Origin of the sequence: Flagellimonas flava (assembly GCF_050617915.1) — a bacterium.
Classification (GTDB): domain Bacteria; phylum Bacteroidota; class Bacteroidia; order Flavobacteriales; family Flavobacteriaceae; genus Flagellimonas; species Flagellimonas flava_A.
In genome coordinates, this window is sequence record NZ_JBODQE010000001.1 from 473,311 (window position 1) to 490,237 (window position 16,927).

Below are 16,927 nucleotides of genomic sequence, written 5' to 3' on the forward strand. Positions count from 1 at the left end.
ATTTCTTCTACTTCACAAATATGGAATTCACTCTTTTTTCCCAATTCTCAGCGGCAAATGAAAAAAGAACCCCTTCATTTTTCCATACAATCGCAGCGTTACCTTGAACACCCCCAAAATACTTGTCATTATTTTTTATGAATAAATCCATTATCTGAGAGCCTTCGCTACCAATTGTTATTGCATTGCTGTTATTCCAGTACGTGGCAAACCTGGAGTTGTTCTCTTTTTCATAGCCCGCTGTGATTATTGCTCCATCCAAAGTAACTCCGATAGCGAATCCCACAGCATTTTCTTTGGCCTTGTTTAGAGTATAAAGAGTTCCGCTATTCTTCCAAACCATTGCCCCTTTATAATCATCTTCATCATCAATAGTCTCTTCCCCTGAAGCCAATATTTCATCATTGTGAAGGCATAAATCCCACACTCTTGATTCTGAGAAATCTCCCAGTTGATGAATTACTTGACCATTTTTCCAAATCCTTGCAAGGTAAACTCCCCAGTTAGGGTCGAACTCTCTTCCTCCTACCAGCACATCAGTTCCATCAACAACAATAGATTCTGCCTGAGAATTATCTCCAAACTCATTCATTGAATAAAGAACTTCTCCATCTTCCCAGACTGTGGCCGTACGTATACCATCAATCCTAATTGTTCCCGCAGAATAAAGCGTTCCATCTGATTTAACATAAATTGAAGTTATGTTGGTCTCATTTTGTTCATTCGATAGTGACAGATAAATCTCATTATTTTTCCAAACGGTTCCAGTTTTTACACCATTTAAATACCTGTGTCCACCAACATAGACATCATCTTCATTACTAACGTATATTGATTCAGCCGAAGATTCACCCTCCTCCAAAACAATCTCCACATCATTTTTCCAATACATGGCACTGAACGAACCATTATAATAATATCCTGCTGCATAAACATCCGCCAATTGTTCCTCAGGTTCCTTAAGTGTAAAATCTTGGGTGCTTGTTGCCATTTCTGTGCCAACTGTCACTTTAATCTTCCCATCAACATCACCAGTCGGCACAACGGCTACCAATTGGTTAGCTGTGGCACTGTTCAAGGAGGCGTTAACTCCGTTAAATTGCACCACGTTCCCACTAGTGGTGGTGGCAAAGTTTTTACCTGTAATGGTCACTGTTTTGCCCACTTCCTATGTCAAGGGAGCGAAACTTGTAATTTCCAGGGTATTGGTTTCCTCTGGTGGGGTGTCGTCATCTTTGTTTTTGCTACAGGCCAGTACCAAAACACCTGTTGCGGCCAATACCAAAATGGAATTCCATATTTTTTTCATCATCTTAAAATTTTGGGGCTAGTTTACTGGCTCCTAATGAAAAATCTTCCCCTAAATTGACGGATGCCCTGTTTCAATTGACGGATGGGTATTCCTATTTGAAACTACCTCTCAAACTAAATTATATTTATTATGCATGCATAATAAATTTTTGTATATTTGGTCACACCAATCCTGTTCCATGAAAGATTTGACCATTGATTATGCTTTAAGGGCCACTTGGCAAGCGGTTAGCAAGATGTACAATGAGGAAGCCAAGAACTACGGACTTACCATGGCCATAGGTTTTACCCTACTGAGCATAGACCCCAAAAAAGGTACCCCTAGTACCGCTTTGGGACCTAAAATGGGTATGGAGGCTACTAGCCTATCCAGAATTCTGAAGAACATAGAGGAACGGGGTTACATTCAACGGAAACCCAATCCCAAGGACGGACGAGGTGTTTTGATTCACCTTACGGCTTTGGGGCTGGACAAACGAAAGGATTCCAAAGATGTGGTGCTTCGGTTCAACGAAGTGGTCAAAGAACATGTTTCGGAAGAGGATTTGGCCAGCTTTTTTAAGACCGCAGCAGTGATCAACAAGCTTATCGTAGATAAAAAAATATATATAAAATCAACAAATTAATTCCAACGCTTACATGAAAAGGCATATCAATAAAGTTGCCGTAATCGGTTCCGGCATCATGGGCAGTGGCATAGCCTGTCACTTTGCCAATATCGGGGTCGAAGTACTACTATTGGATATTGTTCCCCGAGAACTTAACGAGAAGGAAAAAGCCAAAGGTCTCAGCTTGGAAGACAAGGTGGTGCGAAACAGACTGGTGAACGATTCCTTGGCAGCAGCGTTAAAATCCAAACCCTCACCTATTTATCATCAAAATTTTGCGAGTAGAATCGCTACTGGAAATTTGGAAGATGATATCGCGAAGGTTGCAGACGTAGATTGGATCATTGAAGTGGTGGTGGAACGCCTCGACATTAAAAAACAGGTGTTCGAAAACCTGGAAAAGCATAGAACGCCCGGCACTTTGATCACTTCCAACACTTCAGGTATTCCCATCAAGTTTATGAGTGAGGGAAGAAGTGAGGATTTCCAAAAACATTTTTGTGGAACCCACTTTTTCAATCCGGCCAGATACCTTAAACTATTTGAGATCATTCCCGGACCAAAAACTTCTAAGGAAGTACTGAATTTCCTTAACGGATATGGGGAGCAATTCCTCGGGAAAACATCCGTGGTAACTAAGGACACCCCTGCTTTTATTGGGAATCGGATTGGAATTTTCAGTATTCAAAGTCTCTTTCATGCGGTTAAGGATTTGGGTATGACCGTGGAAGAAGTGGATAAACTTACAGGTCCCGTCATAGGTCGACCTAAATCCGCAACCTTTCGTACTGTGGATGTGGTAGGATTGGACACCTTGGTACATGTTGCCAATGGCATCCATGAAAATTGCAAAGAGGACGAACGTCTCGAGTTGTTCCAACTTCCCGATTTCATCAACACCATGGTGGACAACAAATGGTTGGGAAGCAAGACCGGACAAGGCTTTTATAAAAAAGTAAAGGACGATAAAGGGAAAAGCGAGATCCTCACTTTGGATTTGGATACGATGGATTATCGTACCAAGAAAAGTGCCAAGTTCGCTACCCTGGAGTTGACCAAGACCATTGATAAGGTGGTGGATCGTTTTTCAGTACTTACTTCCGGCAAAGACAAAGCTGGGGAATTCTACCGAAAGAGTTTTGGAGCCTTGTTCGCTTATGTTTCGCATCGAATTCCGGAAATATCGGATGAGCTTTATAAAATAGACGATGCCATGAAGGCCGGATTTGGATGGGAACATGGACCTTTCCAGATTTGGGATGCAGTAGGACTGGAAAAAGGGCTTGAGTTTATTAAAGCAGAAGGGTTGGAGGCCGCGGCTTGGGTTTCTGAAATGAAAGAGGCTGGAACTACATCATTTTACTCTGTAAAGGATGGGGCAACATACTACTATAACATTCCTGAAAAATCCATGGTCAAAGTACCCGGTCAGGATGCCTTTATTATTCTGGAAAATATCAGAAAATCCAATGAGGTATTCAAGAACAGTGGGGTGGTCATCGAAGATTTGGGCGATGGTATCTTAAATATCGAATTCCAATCCAAGATGAATACCATTGGTGGGGATGTTTTGGCCGGACTCAACAAAGCGGTTGATTTGGCAGAAAAGGATTTCCAAGGTTTGGTGGTAGGAAACCAAGCCGTCAATTTCTCGGTTGGGGCTAATATTGGGATGATTTTTATGATGGCCGTGGAGCAAGAGTATGATGAACTGAATATGGCCATTAAATACTTCCAGGATACCATGATGCGGATGCGATATTCATCCATTCCAACTATTTCAGCCCCTCACGGAATGTGCCTGGGCGGTGGTTGTGAGCTTTCCTTGCATGCGGATAAAATTGTTGCCGCTGCGGAGACTTATATTGGATTGGTGGAGTTTGGTGTTGGGGTCATTCCCGGCGGAGGTGGTTCCAAGGAAATGGCTTTGCGTGCTTCGGATACTTTCCGTAAAAACGATGTGGAACTGAACGTGTTACAGGAGTATTTCCTCACTATAGGAATGGCCAAAGTAAGCACTTCAGCCTATGAAGCCTACGATTTGGGAATCATGCAAAAAGGAAAAGATGTAGTGGTTGTCAATAAAGACCGACAAATAGCTACAGCCAAGGCTTATGCCAAGCTCATGGCAGAGGCTGGATATACCAAACCCGTAAAACGCAAGGACGTTAAGGTACTTGGAAAACAGGCTTTGGGTATGTTCTTGGTTGGAACGGATTCCATGGAAGCAGGACACTATATCTCCGAGCATGACAAGAAAATTGCAGATAAGTTGGCCTATGTAATGGCCGGTGGGGATTTGTCCGAGGCCAGTTATGTCACCGAACAATATCTTTTGGACTTGGAGCGGGAAGCATTCCTATCGCTTTGTACCGAAAGAAAGACCTTGGAACGTATACAGCATATGTTGAAAACGGGAAAACCTTTAAGAAACTAGAAATTAGAACAAAGAGCCAAGACAATTGTCTTGATTCTTGACTCTTGCATCACATATCTAAAAAAAATGAGAACAGCTTATATAGTAAAGGCATATAGAACGGCAGTAGGAAAGGCTCCGAGGGGTTTATTTAGGTTTAAAAGACCTGATGAACTGGCGGCGGAAACCATTGAACACATGATGAAAGAGCTGCCCAATCTGGATAAAAAACGCATCGATGATGTCATTGTCGGTAATGCCATGCCCGAAGCAGAACAAGGCTTGAACATGGCCCGTTTGATTTCCTTGATGGGATTGGAAATTGATGATGTGCCCGGGGTTACGGTCAACAGATATTGTGCATCCGGTTTGGAAACCATTGGAATTGCTACCGCTAAAATCCAGTCTGGAATGGCGGACTGCATTATTGCCGGAGGTTCCGAAAGCATGAGTTATATTCCAATGGGTGGTTATAAACCAACTCCTGATTACGCTACAGCAAAGGAAGGAAATGAAGATTATTATTGGGGTATGGGATTAACGGCCGAAGCGGTGGCCAATCAATTCAAGATATCCAGGGAGGACCAGGATGTATTTGCCTATAGTTCCCACATGAAAGCGCTTAAGGCCCAAGAAGAAAATCGTTTTCAAGATCAAATTGTTCCCATAGAGGTGGAACACACCTTTGTGAACGAAGCGGGAAAAAAGGAAACCAAGTCCTATACGGTGAGTAAGGATGAAGGGCCTCGGAAAGGAACCAACATTCCCACCCTGAACAAGTTACGCCCTGTTTTTGCAGCAGGAGGAAGTGTTACCGCAGGTAATTCCTCCCAAATGAGTGATGGAGCGGCTTTCGTGATGGTCATGAGCGAAGAAATGGTAAAGGAATTGAATTTGGAACCTATTGCCAGACTGGTCAACTATGCAGCAGCAGGCGTAGAGCCCAGAATCATGGGAATTGGGCCGGTAAAGGCTATTCCAAAGGCTTTGAAACAAGCTGGCTTAAAACAGAACGATGTAGAATTAATTGAGCTGAACGAGGCCTTTGCTTCGCAATCTCTTGCGGTTATGCGCGAGCTGGATTTAAATCAGGAAATTGTGAATGTAAATGGTGGAGCCATTGCTCTAGGACATCCATTGGGTTGTACGGGCGCCAAATTGTCCGTCCAACTTTTTGATGAAATGCGCAAGCGCGACATGAAAGGAAAATACGGCATGGTGACCATGTGCGTGGGCACGGGTCAAGGAGCAGCGGGCATTTATGAATTTCTTTCTTAATGAATCGAGAGAATAGAGAAAAGAGCCGAGAGAATAGAATATAGATTAAGAATTAATTGCATGGCCACACGGCATAATTACAAAAAATTGAAAATCTGGCGGCTTGGTTTGGAAATTTCAAATGAAATCTCAGATGTGCTTATAGAATTTCCCAAACACGAAAGATATGATTTGGCCTCACAGATAAGTAAATGTTCAGTTTCAATGCCTAGCAATATTGCTGAAGGGTCGGCCAGAACAGATAGATCGTTCAAACATTTTATAGATATATCGTTGGGGTCATCATTTGAATTGGGCACCCAACTGCTAGTAGCAAACCATAGAAAATACATCAATGACAATCAACTTATAAAATTGGAAGATAAAATAGAAGAATGGCAAAGAATGACCATGGGGTTCCAAAATGGTTTGGACTAAAACTACTGGTCTGCTCTATTCTCTTTTTTCTTTACTCCATTCTCTTTAAAAAAAAATTAAAACATGGAAACAACACAAAAAAATATTCTTCGAGGTGGGCAATTCTTGGTCAAGGAAACCAAATGCGAAGATGTATTTACCCTTGAGGACCTCAACGAAGAGCAAAAAATGATGCGGGAAAGTACCAAAGAGTTTGTGGATCGTGAACTCTGGGGTCACTGGGAACGTTTTGAGCAGAAAGACTATGCCTATACCGAAGAAACCATGCGTAATGCTGGGGAATTGGGCTTGTTGAGTATCGCTGTTCCAGAAGCTTACGGCGGTATGGGAATGGGATTTGTCTCCACCATGTTGGTATGCGATTATATTTCTGGGGCAACAGGTTCCTTTAGTACAGCATTTGGCGCACACACGGGTATTGGCACCATGCCAATAACATTGTATGGAACTGAGGAACAAAAGCAAAAGTATGTCCCCAAATTGGCAACTGGCGAATGGTTTGGTGCGTACTGTTTAACAGAACCTGGAGCGGGTTCGGATGCCAATTCCGGGAAAACCAAGGCTGTTTTATCTGAAGATGGTAAGTTTTATAACATCACTGGACAAAAAATGTGGATTTCCAATGCTGGATTCTGTAACGTATTTATTGTTTTTGCCAGAATTGAGGACGATAAAAATATCACTGGATTCATTGTAGAAAACGATCCAGAAAATGGAATCACTCTTGGAGATGAGGAAAAGAAACTGGGGATTCACTCCTCCTCTACCCGGCAGGTGTTTTTCAACGAAACCAAGGTTCCAGTTGAAAATATGCTTTCCGAGAGAGGGAATGGGTTCAAAATTGCCATGAATGCCTTAAATGTAGGTCGAATCAAGTTGGCTGCGGCCTGTTTGGAAGCACAACGTCGGGTAACCACGGAAGCAGTAAAATATGCCAACGAGCGTATTCAGTTTAAAACCCCAATTATCAACTTCGGAGCTATAAAGGCTAAGGTTGCAGATATGGCCACCAATGTTTATGCGGATGAATCAGCCTGTTATAGAGCTGCCAAAAACATCCAGGATAGAATCGCCTTGCGTGAGGCTGTTGGCAATAGTCACCAAGAAGCCGAGCTTAAAGGCGTTGAGGAATATGCCATTGAGTGCTCTATCTTAAAAGTTGCTGTTTCGGAACACGTGCAGCACACTACCGATGAAGGCATCCAAATATTTGGTGGAATGGGCTTTAGCGCAGATACTCCTATGGAATCTGCTTGGAGAGACGCAAGAATTTCCAGAATCTATGAAGGAACCAACGAGATCAACAGAATGTTGGCCGTGGGCATGTTGGTTAAAAAAGCCATGAAGGGTCATGTGGACTTATTGGGACCAGCCACCGCAGTTGGCGAAGAATTGATGGGCATCCCATCCTTTGATACTCCTGATTTCTCCGAACTTTTTTCTGAAGAAAAAGACTTGGTGACCCGCTTGAAAAAAGTGTTTCTAATGATTGCCGGAAGTGCAGTCCAAAAGTACGGGCCAGCGTTGGAAGAACACCAAATGTTATTAATGTCGGCTGCGGATATTTTGATCCAGATTTATTTGGCAGAATCCACTATCTTACGCACGGAGAAAAACGCCAAAAGATTTGGAGAAGATTCCCAGGCTGCGCAAATTGCAATGAGCAAGTTATATTTGTACCGCGCTGTGGATATTATCAATCAAAAAGGAAAGGAAGCGATAGTTTCTTTTGCCGAAGGCGACGAACAACGTATGATGCTTATGGGACTCAAACGTTTTACGAAATATGCAAATCAACCCAATGTCGTGGCACTCCGCACCCTGGTTGCGGACAAGGTTGCAGCGGATAACGGGTATACCTTTGACTAATTCAAATGATGCTGAAACAAAGCTCAATTTGGAACCGCCCCGCCCGGGGCGGTTTTTTTATAACCTAAAACTGAGTGTTAACGCCAATCTGGACAGTTCGTTACCCGTTCTTTGGCCTCTTAAAATACTTTGCGCGGGATAATAATTTACCTTCACGTAGATACTTTGGTTGTAACTGTATCCCGCTCCAAAACTTCCTCCAAAACTCATCTCTCTAACTGGAATCACTCTGTCTCCAAAAAACTCATTTTCGAAGTACTCGTTCACTTCCGAGTTAAAATCCTTGTCAAAAGCTAAGGCCGCTTCAATAAAGAAGCTGTTTTTATTATCCAAGAACATATAATGTCTACCGCCTAAGAGTGTACCCAATCGGGTCACCTCAATATCATAACTTATGGTTGCGGAATTTGGCGCATCAATGGCACTGCTATATTTGGAATAGTCCGTAGAAAGGAAGACACTCCATTTGTTGTTATTGAATGGCAAAATCCCTTCGAGTTCTGCTCCGAATTTGGCTACGGTCTTGTTTTCAAAATCCAAATCCTCGCCTTGGCTCTCATAAGTGAAATCATAACTTTGAACCCCGGCAAACAACTTTACGGTTATCTTCATTTTTTTTCGGGAAATCTCCTTGGAACCAACCACACCCATAGGGTCTTTGCAGCTATTAAATTTTAGTACGTAATCGGTTAAGGATTTCCTACTATACTGTACCTTTTGGATGGCACTGGAGTTGTTACAATTTAATTTTTCCAACAATTGCCTTCTGAACAAATTATTTTCTCTAATCTTATAATCGTTCAGTGTAACGTATTTCTTATAATTCAATACCTCGATAGCCTCATCATCCAATTGATAGAGGTAAATCAACTGGTTCTTTTCTCGATATTGGTACAAGGACGCCTTTCCCTCCAATATCAATTTAACAAAAACAGTCTTCTGAACCATTTCAGGGGTTGCCTCATTATCATTCTTTCTAGGTTTTAAAAATGTTTCTGGAAATTGTGAATTAACAGATTTGTATACAACCCCACCTACTCCAAATTCCAAAACGCTGTTAGGATCAATGGTGCTTTCATCAGCACTATCAGCAATTTTGTATGTCACTTGATTAGGACTATCGGACCAATTGGAATTTTGGATCAGGCAATCCACACGATTCCCATCAAGAGCCACATAGTAGCCCTTTTCAAATCGGGTTTGGGAATTCATAAACAATGGTGACAATGTAAAGATTGCCAAGACAAGCAGGAATTTTGGTTGCATATTTCAGTATAGTTTTTGGTGCGACAATAATGCGAATATTTAACAAGAAATCCTACAAAATTTTGAAGGCATCCGCAATCCGCATACCTTTATTCCATGGATAAAAAATTGCTGAATACCGTCTACAATTCTGAAAGTTTTAGAAATCAAGGACATACCCTTATTGACCTTTTGGCCAATCACCTGGAGCGGACTTTATCTGGTTCTTCCCAAAAGACCATAAGTTGGAAAAATCCTGAAGACGAGCTGGGGTTATGGAAGGATTTTTTGGAGCAGGGAAACCTCTCGGATTTCTTTCCCCAGATCCTGCAACGCACCACCCATACCCACAACCCTAAATATGTGGGGCATCAAGTAGCTGCACCAGCGCCAATAGGAGCGCTTACAGGAATGATTGGTTCTATATTGAACAATGGTATGGCGGTATATGAGATGGGAATGGCCCCAACGGCCATGGAACGTATTGTGTGCGATTTGTTGGGTGAAAGAATCGGTTATGACAATAACTCTCGTGGCATCCTGACATCTGGCGGTACCCTGGCCAATCTTACCGCTCTACTATCCGCAAGAAAAGCTATGGTTGATAGCGACGTTTGGAACAATGGACACACCAATAAATTAGGTATCATGGTCAGTGAGGAGGCGCATTATTGTGTGGACAGGGCAGCCAAAATCATGGGGCTGGGCGAAGCTGGCATTATCAAAGTTCCTGTAACGGATACCTACACCATTGACGTAGAAAAATTGGAGCCGTATTACCTAGAAGCAAAGAAAAATGGTGTTGAGGTGTTTGCCATCGTGGGGAGTGCTCCCTCCACGGCAACTGGAATTTATGACGATTTGGAAGCCATTGGACAATTTGCAGAAAAACACAACTTATGGTTTCATGTGGACGGCGCCCACGGCGGAGCCGCCATATTCTCCAAGAAATACCAACATCTACTGTCCGGAATCCAACTTTCGGATTCTGTAGTCATTGACGGACATAAAATGATGATGATGCCCACCATTACCACCGCTTTGATTTTCAAGGAGGGGAAGCATTCGCACACCACTTTTACCCAAAAAGCTGATTATTTACTCACGCATACGGACGAAGAAGACTGGTACAATGGTGGCAAAAGAACTTTTGAATGCACCAAATCCATGATGAGTCTTCACTGGTACATCATGCTAAAAATGTACGGGGAAGAAGCTTTTGACCAAAATGTGACCACTCTATATGATTTGGCCATGGATTTTGAACAGTTGCTAAAGAAAGATGATCACTTTGAACTCGCCTTTGAACCCCAATCCAATATTCTTTGTTTTCGATACTTAGACGCTGCGTTGAATCCCGAAGAATTAAATACTTTAAATCAAGCCATACGCCAGGAATTATTGGAAGATGGGGAATTCTATTTGGTACAAACCAAGTTGCGGGGCATCCACTATCTAAGAACAACCTTGATGAACCCGTTCACCACAATGGAACATCTGTCCCAAATGTTGGAAAAGATTAAATCCGTAGCTAAAAAACTGTTGGCCAAACAGCTCAGCTAATGGATTCCAGGATTTTCTCCTCACTCTTTTTTCTGGAGAAATTGATGGCGCATTCAATTAAGGCCAAATGGGAATAAGCTTGCGGGAAATTCCCCAATAAACGCTTGGTCTTAAAATCAATGTCCTCACTAAACAAACCGAGGTGGTTGCTATAACTCAACAAGCGCTCAAAATGTGCCAAGGCTTTTTCCTCCTCCCCTATTTTAAACAAACTATTGATGAACCAAAAAGTACAAATGGTAAAGGATGAGGACGGCAATCCGAAATCATCTTCATTTTTATAGCGATACAACAAACCGTCATTGCTTAAATCCTCCTCAATGGCCCGTACAGTGCTCACAAATTTTGGGTCTTTGGCGTGTATAAATCCGTAAGACTCCATGAGTAATACCGAGGCGTCCAAATCACTGGAACCATAGGATTGCACAAAGGCATTTCTATCAGGGTTCCATGCGTGTTCGTGTATATCCTCCTTGATTTCTTGCTCAAGCGCGGTCCACTTTTCAATTTTTCTGGATTTCCCAAAGATTCGTGCCACCTTGATCGCCCTATCCAGGGCCACCCAACACAATACTTTCGAGAAGGTAAAGTGCCTATCCTCTCCCCTGAATTCCCAGATTCCTTTATCGGGTTCGCGCCAGTGTTTGCTAACAATCCAAACAATTCCCTTGGTTATGCTCCAAAGCTCCTCCCCATTCTCCATGTCGTTACTAAACTTGACCAACTGCTCATAGATCACATCCATTAGAATGCCATAAATGTCATTCTGCTTTTGCTTGTAAGCTGCATTTCCAATGCGCACTGGTTTGGAACCTTTGTATCCTTCCAAATGATCTAGGCTCTTCTCAGTAAGCGTTTTTTGCTTGTTGATCCCGTACATGATCTGGAGTTTTTCATCCTTATCAGGCATTAAATCAATAATAAACTGCAAATACCTTTTGGCCGAATTCTTATGGCCCAATTCAGAAACCACCTTGATTACCATGGAGGCATCCCTGATCCAACAAAACCTATAATCCCAATTCCTCACTTCCCCAATGGTTTCGGGCAAGGAGGTAGTTGCAGCGGCCAATACGGCCCCAGTTTTATCATAGGTAAGCATTTTTAGGGTAATGGCACTACGCATAATTTCATCATTGAACTGCTTGTAGGTAGGCGTTCTATCCACCCAGTCCAGCCAATAAATTTTGGTGCGTTCCAATTCCAGGGACATTTTCTCCGTGGTCGGTTTTAGGATTTTTTCATTGTAGCAAATCAGGAAATATCCATCTTCCTTTAGCACAATTTCCTCTCCTTCCATTACCCTGTTCTTGTTGAACGAGGTGTAGAGAAAAAGGGTGTCAAATTTTTGCTTATTGGTCAAACTCACAATGAAGTTTGCCTTTACATGGTTGGCGGTATTCCCCTGCGCGTATTCCAATCGGGGGTCGTACTTAACACTGAACCTTGGAGATCCAGAAATGTGCTTTATATAACGTACAATCTCTGGTGGAGCATTGTATTTACCTGTCAATTTATGGTACCTCGGCATAAAATCATGAACCTCAAAAGTATTTTCCCCATCGGAATAGCGAGTCACTAAAATAGCCGTGTTTCTATAGTACTCTTGATGTATTTCGTAATTGTATTTGGTCTTGATCTCAAAGCTCCCACCATTCTTGTTATCCAGGAGTTTGGCAAAGACTGAGGTGGAATCAAATTGGGGTAGGCAGCACCAATCCAAGGAGCCGGTATCGGAAATCAACGCGGCACTTCTACAGTTACCAATTATTCCGTAATTTAGGTTATCCATAGTCAGGATTTAAATTTCTGTTGGTTAAATAATGGTTTTTTTACCTTCTATTAAATCGAAAAAATAGGAATTTTATTACATTTTGATCCTAAATTCACGATTCATGAGTAAAACTATAATTATTTCCAATAGACTACCAGTACAATTGCAAATAAGTGAAGCTGGACTCACCGCTACTCCAAGTGTTGGAGGCTTGGCCACGGGGATGAAATCGGTACACAGTGGGGGCGAAAGTCTATGGATCGGATGGTCCGGACTTACCGAGGAAGACACACCTGCGAACCTTGAATCGGATATTGATGCAGCTCTGGCCAAACATGGCTGTGCCAAGGTAAATCTTACCGCCAAAGAAATTGATGGGTTTTACTTTGGATTTAGCAATAGGACCATATGGCCTTTGTTCCATTACTTTTTGGAATACACGGAATTTGAGCTCGATTTCTGGAATGTATATAAATCCGTGAACCAAAAATTTGCGGACGCCATCATAGAACAATCCAACGAGGATGATACTATCTGGGTTCACGATTATCAACTGATGTTGGTGCCGCAAATGGTACGTGAGAAAAGGCCCAATACGTCCATTGGATTCTTTTTGCACATTCCATTCCCTTCTTATGAGATTTTCAGGACTATGCCCTGGAGGGAAGAGGTTCTAGAGGGACTACTAGGTTCTGACCTGATTGGTTTCCATACCTATGATTATGAGCGGCATTTTTTAAGTTCTGTACGAAGACTTTTGGGACTTGAGGTGAGTTTTAATGATGTCTATCAAGATCACAGGGTAATCAAAGTGGACTCCTTTCCCATGGGAATCGACTACAAAAAATTTAGGGATGCAGCCATTGCCCATGGAAAGAATGCACCTGAAAACCGCTCCGATTTTCAGATCAAGCTGGATGATCACAAGGCATCGGCGCCAGATACCAAACTCATCATATCCATAGACCGATTGGACTATAGTAAAGGAATCGCGAAGCGCATCAATGCCTTTGAATATTTCTTAAACAAGTATCCCGAATACAAGGAAAAGGTTCGCCTGATAATTTTGGCCGTGCCTTCCCGATCCAACGTACCGCAATACCAGCTCTTAAAAAAGGAAATTGATGAACTGGTAGGCCGCATCAACGGTGAGCTTTCCACGGTTAACTGGACTCCCATTTGGTACTTCTACCGTTCCATGCCCTTTGAAAACCTTATCGATCTATATACCAGTAGTGATATTGCCTGGCTAACACCTTTGAGGGATGGAATGAATCTGGTGGCCAAAGAGTACATCGCCACCCGAATAGACAAAACTGGGGTTTTGATATTAAGTGAAATGGCGGGATCTGCCTACGAAATGAACGAAGCTCTCCTCATCAACCCCAACAATTTTGAGCAGCAGGCAGATACCTTAAAACAAGCCATTACCATGCCCAAAGAAGAACAAATGGCCAGGAACATGTTCCTTCAAAATAGGTTGGAACGATACAATGTGGAGGTATGGGCCAATGAATTTATGAACGCCCTCAATCAAAAAAGTGAGGGGGACGATACCTTTGTTTCCCAAAAAATGTCCAATTCCATCCTAAATCAAATCAGCAAGCAATATGCCAGTTCAAAGAAGCGATTGCTGTTCTTGGACTATGATGGAACGCTCACAGGATTCCATAAGGATCCCCAAAAAGCGACCCCTGATGCCGAATTGTACAAGCTGCTAGATCAATTACACAACGACAAGAACACTACGCTGTTCTTAATCAGTGGAAGGGACAAACAAACGTTTACCAAATGGTTCCTGGACAAAAAATACAATATGATCGTGGAACATGGGGTGTGGATATCCACCGAAGGTGAACCCTTCCGCATGCTGGAAAACGTTAAGGGGGAATGGATGGAAAAAATAAAACCGGTATTGGAGTCCTTTGTGGATCGAACACCGGGATCCTTTATTGAAGAAAAGAACTACTCCATGGCTTGGCACTACCGAAATACAGACCCCGATTTTGGTGAAAAAAGGGCCACAGAACTCAACACCGTGCTGACCAGTCTTATTGGGAACGATGATATCAGCGTACTCAATGGCAACAAGGTAATGGAAGTTAAAAGTAGCAATGTAAACAAGGGACGGGCTTCCGTACGCATGCTGGGAGAAGATGAATACGACTTTGTTTTTGCCATTGGAGATGATTGGACCGATGAATTTATGTTCCAAGAATTACCGGATTCTGCCGTGACCGTTAAAGTGGGGCTCAAAAAGACGCAGGCCAAGTACTATGTGGAAAACACCAAACGTGTCCGTGATTTGCTCCATCAACTTGTAGACTCATGACCTTAAGAATTATCCCCATAATTTTACTCCTTACCTCCTTTCAAAGTCTGTTTTCGCAGGCCAACACGGAAGTGTATCTTTTTGATTTAAGCTTGGAAGATGGAAACCCTGTGCTATCGAATCCCAAAAACATTTCAAACAATCACGGTTATGACAACCAACCTTCTTTTATGGATGATCATACCATTCTATTCTCTGCTACCCGAGCTGATCAAACCGATATCAAGAAATTCAACATAGAAGGCGGAAGCACATCGGAATGGGTTAGCAATACGCCAACAGGAAGCGAATATTCTCCTTTAAAAATTCCAAACAAAGAAGCAGTTTCTTCCATTCGACTGGATTTGGATGGTTTGCAATTGCTGTACGAATATGATTTGCAAACAGGGGAATCCAAGCCCATCCTGCCAACTCAAAAAGTGGGTTATCATGTCTGGTTCAACGAAAGTATCCTGGTTACTTCTGTTCTGGTTGACAATCGCATGGACTTAGTGGTCAACAATGTCAAGGAAGGCTCTCAAAAAACCATTGCTCGAAATGTTGGTCGCTCTTTTCATAAAATCCCTGACACCAACTTGGTCAGTTATGTGAGCAAAGTAAATACCCCATGGGAAATTCGCTCATTGGATCCCATTAGCGGGCTTACCAAGAAACTAGCGGATATTCCAAACCAAAGTGAGGATGTTTGTTGGTTAAATGGGCAAACCTTGTTGACCGGAGTGGGAAAATCTATTCTTAAATTCAATATTGGTTCCAACACGGAATGGCAAACGGTTATGGATTTTGAGCTTGATGAAATCAACAACATTACCCGAATGGCCATCAATCCAAGTGGTAATCGCTTGGCCTTTGTTGCTGAAGCCTCTCCGATAAGCGTCATTGACCGGCAGGTGCAAACCTTCAATGATCGAGATTTATTTGGATTTGTCTCCAATTATAGTGAGGATGTAGTGGTGGAACGATTTCCAAATAAACCCATGTATGTGGGGCGCCAGAAAATGACCGATAGCTATGATCGTTTCTACCAAAACACCAAAGAAGCCAAGGTGGAAGTAGTCAAGCGTATCAGAATTGGAAATACCGTGATAGATGAGGAAATTACCCTGGTAGATGGGAGAAAAGGCCATCAAGTGGCTCTCTATGAGGTAAGGAATGGGTTCATCGCCTCCATGCGGTTTATATTTCCTGATCGGGAAACCAATGATACCGAGGCCGTGGTGCAATCGCAGTTGGATGCCTATAATGCAAGGGATATAGATGGCTTCATGGCAACCTATGCAGATAATATTGAACTCTTCAACTTTCCAAACGAGTCCTTTATGAAAGGAAAAACAAAAATGAAAGCCCGGTACGAAGAGTTTTTCAAATCCACTCCCAATCTCCACTGCGAAATCAAAAACCGCATGGTCATCGGCAACAAAGTGATTGACGAGGAGTATATAACAGGCACCAAATCCAGTATTAGTGCTGCAGCAATTTATGAGGTAGAGGATGGAAAAATCACCAAGGTTACCTTTATCCGGTAAGGGTCATCGTATTAGCTAGACCAACATTTAGAAAATTCCTTAGCTTTTGTTACATTCACAACTAATTTTTAAAATCCCAACCCATGAAGTTATCCTTTTTTCTAGGACTGCTGTCCTTCATTTATCTAAATCCGACCATGGCCCAAACTGAATTCGACAAACCCTATATTTCCATTGGAGTGGTGGTGACAGATTTAGAAGCATCCTTGGACTTCTACACCAATGTTATTGGGATGAAAGAATTGGGAGAATTCTCCGTGACGGATGAAATGGGGCAAAAAACAGGATTGACAGGGGGAAAAGCATTTGATGTCAAAGTCTTAAAGCTTTATGATGATCCCAATGCAACAGAATATAAATTAATGTCCTTTGGTAACGAAAAAAATGAGGAGGAAAAGCATATTCAGGATCGGAATGGAATGCGATACATCACCATATTTTATAAATCCTTGGATGCCTTAACCCAAAGATTGGAAGACAACAACATCCCGTTCCTTAGCAAGAAACCAACACTCATTCCTGATGGGAGAAGATTTATATTGGTACAGGATCCAGATGGAACCTTCATTGAACTGATTGGAAATTAAA

Annotated in this window: 13 protein-coding genes; 9 read left to right on the forward strand and 4 right to left on the reverse strand. The window is 42.4% G+C overall.

Annotated elements, in window-relative coordinates; genetic code table 11:
- Positions 1-7 precede the first annotated feature (7 nt).
- Positions 8-1,153: an IPT/TIG domain-containing protein gene (locus ACRHOZ_RS02195; RefSeq protein ID WP_431121851.1), complete on the reverse strand. Its 1,146-nt coding sequence runs from the start codon at positions 1,151-1,153 to the stop codon at positions 8-10.
- Positions 1,154-1,168: 15 nt separating this feature from the next.
- The gene (locus tag ACRHOZ_RS02200) at positions 1,169-1,312 is read right to left on the reverse strand and encodes a hypothetical protein (RefSeq protein ID WP_431121854.1); all 144 of its coding nucleotides are present in this window, start codon (positions 1,310-1,312) and stop codon (positions 1,169-1,171) included.
- 178 nt (positions 1,313-1,490) lie between these two features.
- Here ACRHOZ_RS02200 and ACRHOZ_RS02205 point away from each other — a divergent pair, with 178 nt between their 5' ends.
- The 5 genes from ACRHOZ_RS02205 (at position 1,491) to ACRHOZ_RS02225 (ending at position 7,899) form a co-directional block, all read left to right on the forward strand.
- On the forward strand, positions 1,491-1,937 hold the full coding sequence (locus ACRHOZ_RS02205) for a MarR family winged helix-turn-helix transcriptional regulator (RefSeq protein ID WP_138833912.1): 447 nt from the start codon (positions 1,491-1,493) through the stop codon (positions 1,935-1,937).
- Positions 1,938-1,950: 13 nt separating this feature from the next.
- Positions 1,951-4,356: a 3-hydroxyacyl-CoA dehydrogenase/enoyl-CoA hydratase family protein gene (locus ACRHOZ_RS02210; RefSeq protein ID WP_431121856.1), complete on the forward strand. Its 2,406-nt coding sequence runs from the start codon at positions 1,951-1,953 to the stop codon at positions 4,354-4,356.
- Between the two features lie 66 nt (positions 4,357-4,422).
- Positions 4,423-5,613, forward strand: a complete 1,191-nt coding sequence (locus tag ACRHOZ_RS02215) for an acetyl-CoA C-acyltransferase (RefSeq protein WP_431121858.1) — start codon at positions 4,423-4,425, stop codon at positions 5,611-5,613.
- A 60-nt stretch (positions 5,614-5,673) separates the two neighbouring features.
- A complete protein-coding gene (locus ACRHOZ_RS02220) occupies positions 5,674-6,030 on the forward strand; it encodes a four helix bundle protein (protein ID WP_431121860.1) in 357 nt (118 codons plus the stop codon).
- 63 nt (positions 6,031-6,093) lie between these two features.
- A complete protein-coding gene (locus ACRHOZ_RS02225) occupies positions 6,094-7,899 on the forward strand; it encodes an acyl-CoA dehydrogenase family protein (protein ID WP_431121863.1) in 1,806 nt (601 codons plus the stop codon).
- Between the two features lie 57 nt (positions 7,900-7,956).
- On the opposite strand, the gene ACRHOZ_RS02230 is transcribed toward ACRHOZ_RS02225, so the two are convergent.
- Entirely contained in the window at positions 7,957-9,165 is a 1,209-nt protein-coding gene (locus ACRHOZ_RS02230) for a hypothetical protein (protein WP_431121865.1), read from the reverse strand.
- A gap of 96 nt (positions 9,166-9,261) precedes the next feature.
- On the opposite strand from ACRHOZ_RS02230, the gene ACRHOZ_RS02235 reads away from it, so the two are divergent.
- Positions 9,262-10,707, forward strand: coding sequence for a pyridoxal phosphate-dependent decarboxylase family protein (locus tag ACRHOZ_RS02235; RefSeq protein ID WP_431121868.1), 1,446 nt, complete (start codon positions 9,262-9,264; stop codon positions 10,705-10,707).
- Here the strand turns inward: ACRHOZ_RS02235 and ACRHOZ_RS02240 are convergent.
- Complete coding sequence (locus tag ACRHOZ_RS02240) at positions 10,700-12,499, reverse strand: glycoside hydrolase family 15 protein (RefSeq protein WP_431121870.1); 1,800 nt, start codon at positions 12,497-12,499, stop codon at positions 10,700-10,702. The genes ACRHOZ_RS02235 and ACRHOZ_RS02240 overlap by 8 nt on opposite strands.
- 103 nt (positions 12,500-12,602) lie before the next feature.
- Here ACRHOZ_RS02240 and ACRHOZ_RS02245 point away from each other — a divergent pair, with 103 nt between their 5' ends.
- From ACRHOZ_RS02245 to ACRHOZ_RS02255, 3 genes are all read left to right on the forward strand, one after another.
- Positions 12,603-14,813 carry a bifunctional alpha,alpha-trehalose-phosphate synthase (UDP-forming)/trehalose-phosphatase gene (locus ACRHOZ_RS02245; RefSeq protein WP_431121873.1) on the forward strand — a complete coding sequence of 737 codons (2,211 nt, stop codon included), beginning with the start codon at positions 12,603-12,605 and terminating at the stop codon, positions 14,811-14,813.
- Positions 14,810-16,339, forward strand: coding sequence for a nuclear transport factor 2 family protein (locus ACRHOZ_RS02250; protein ID WP_431121875.1), 1,530 nt, complete (start codon positions 14,810-14,812; stop codon positions 16,337-16,339). Before ACRHOZ_RS02245 ends, ACRHOZ_RS02250 begins: the two co-directional genes overlap by 4 nt.
- 83 nt (positions 16,340-16,422) lie before the next feature.
- Positions 16,423-16,926, forward strand: coding sequence for a VOC family protein (locus ACRHOZ_RS02255; RefSeq protein ID WP_431121878.1), 504 nt, complete (start codon positions 16,423-16,425; stop codon positions 16,924-16,926).
- Position 16,927 lies beyond the last annotated feature (1 nt).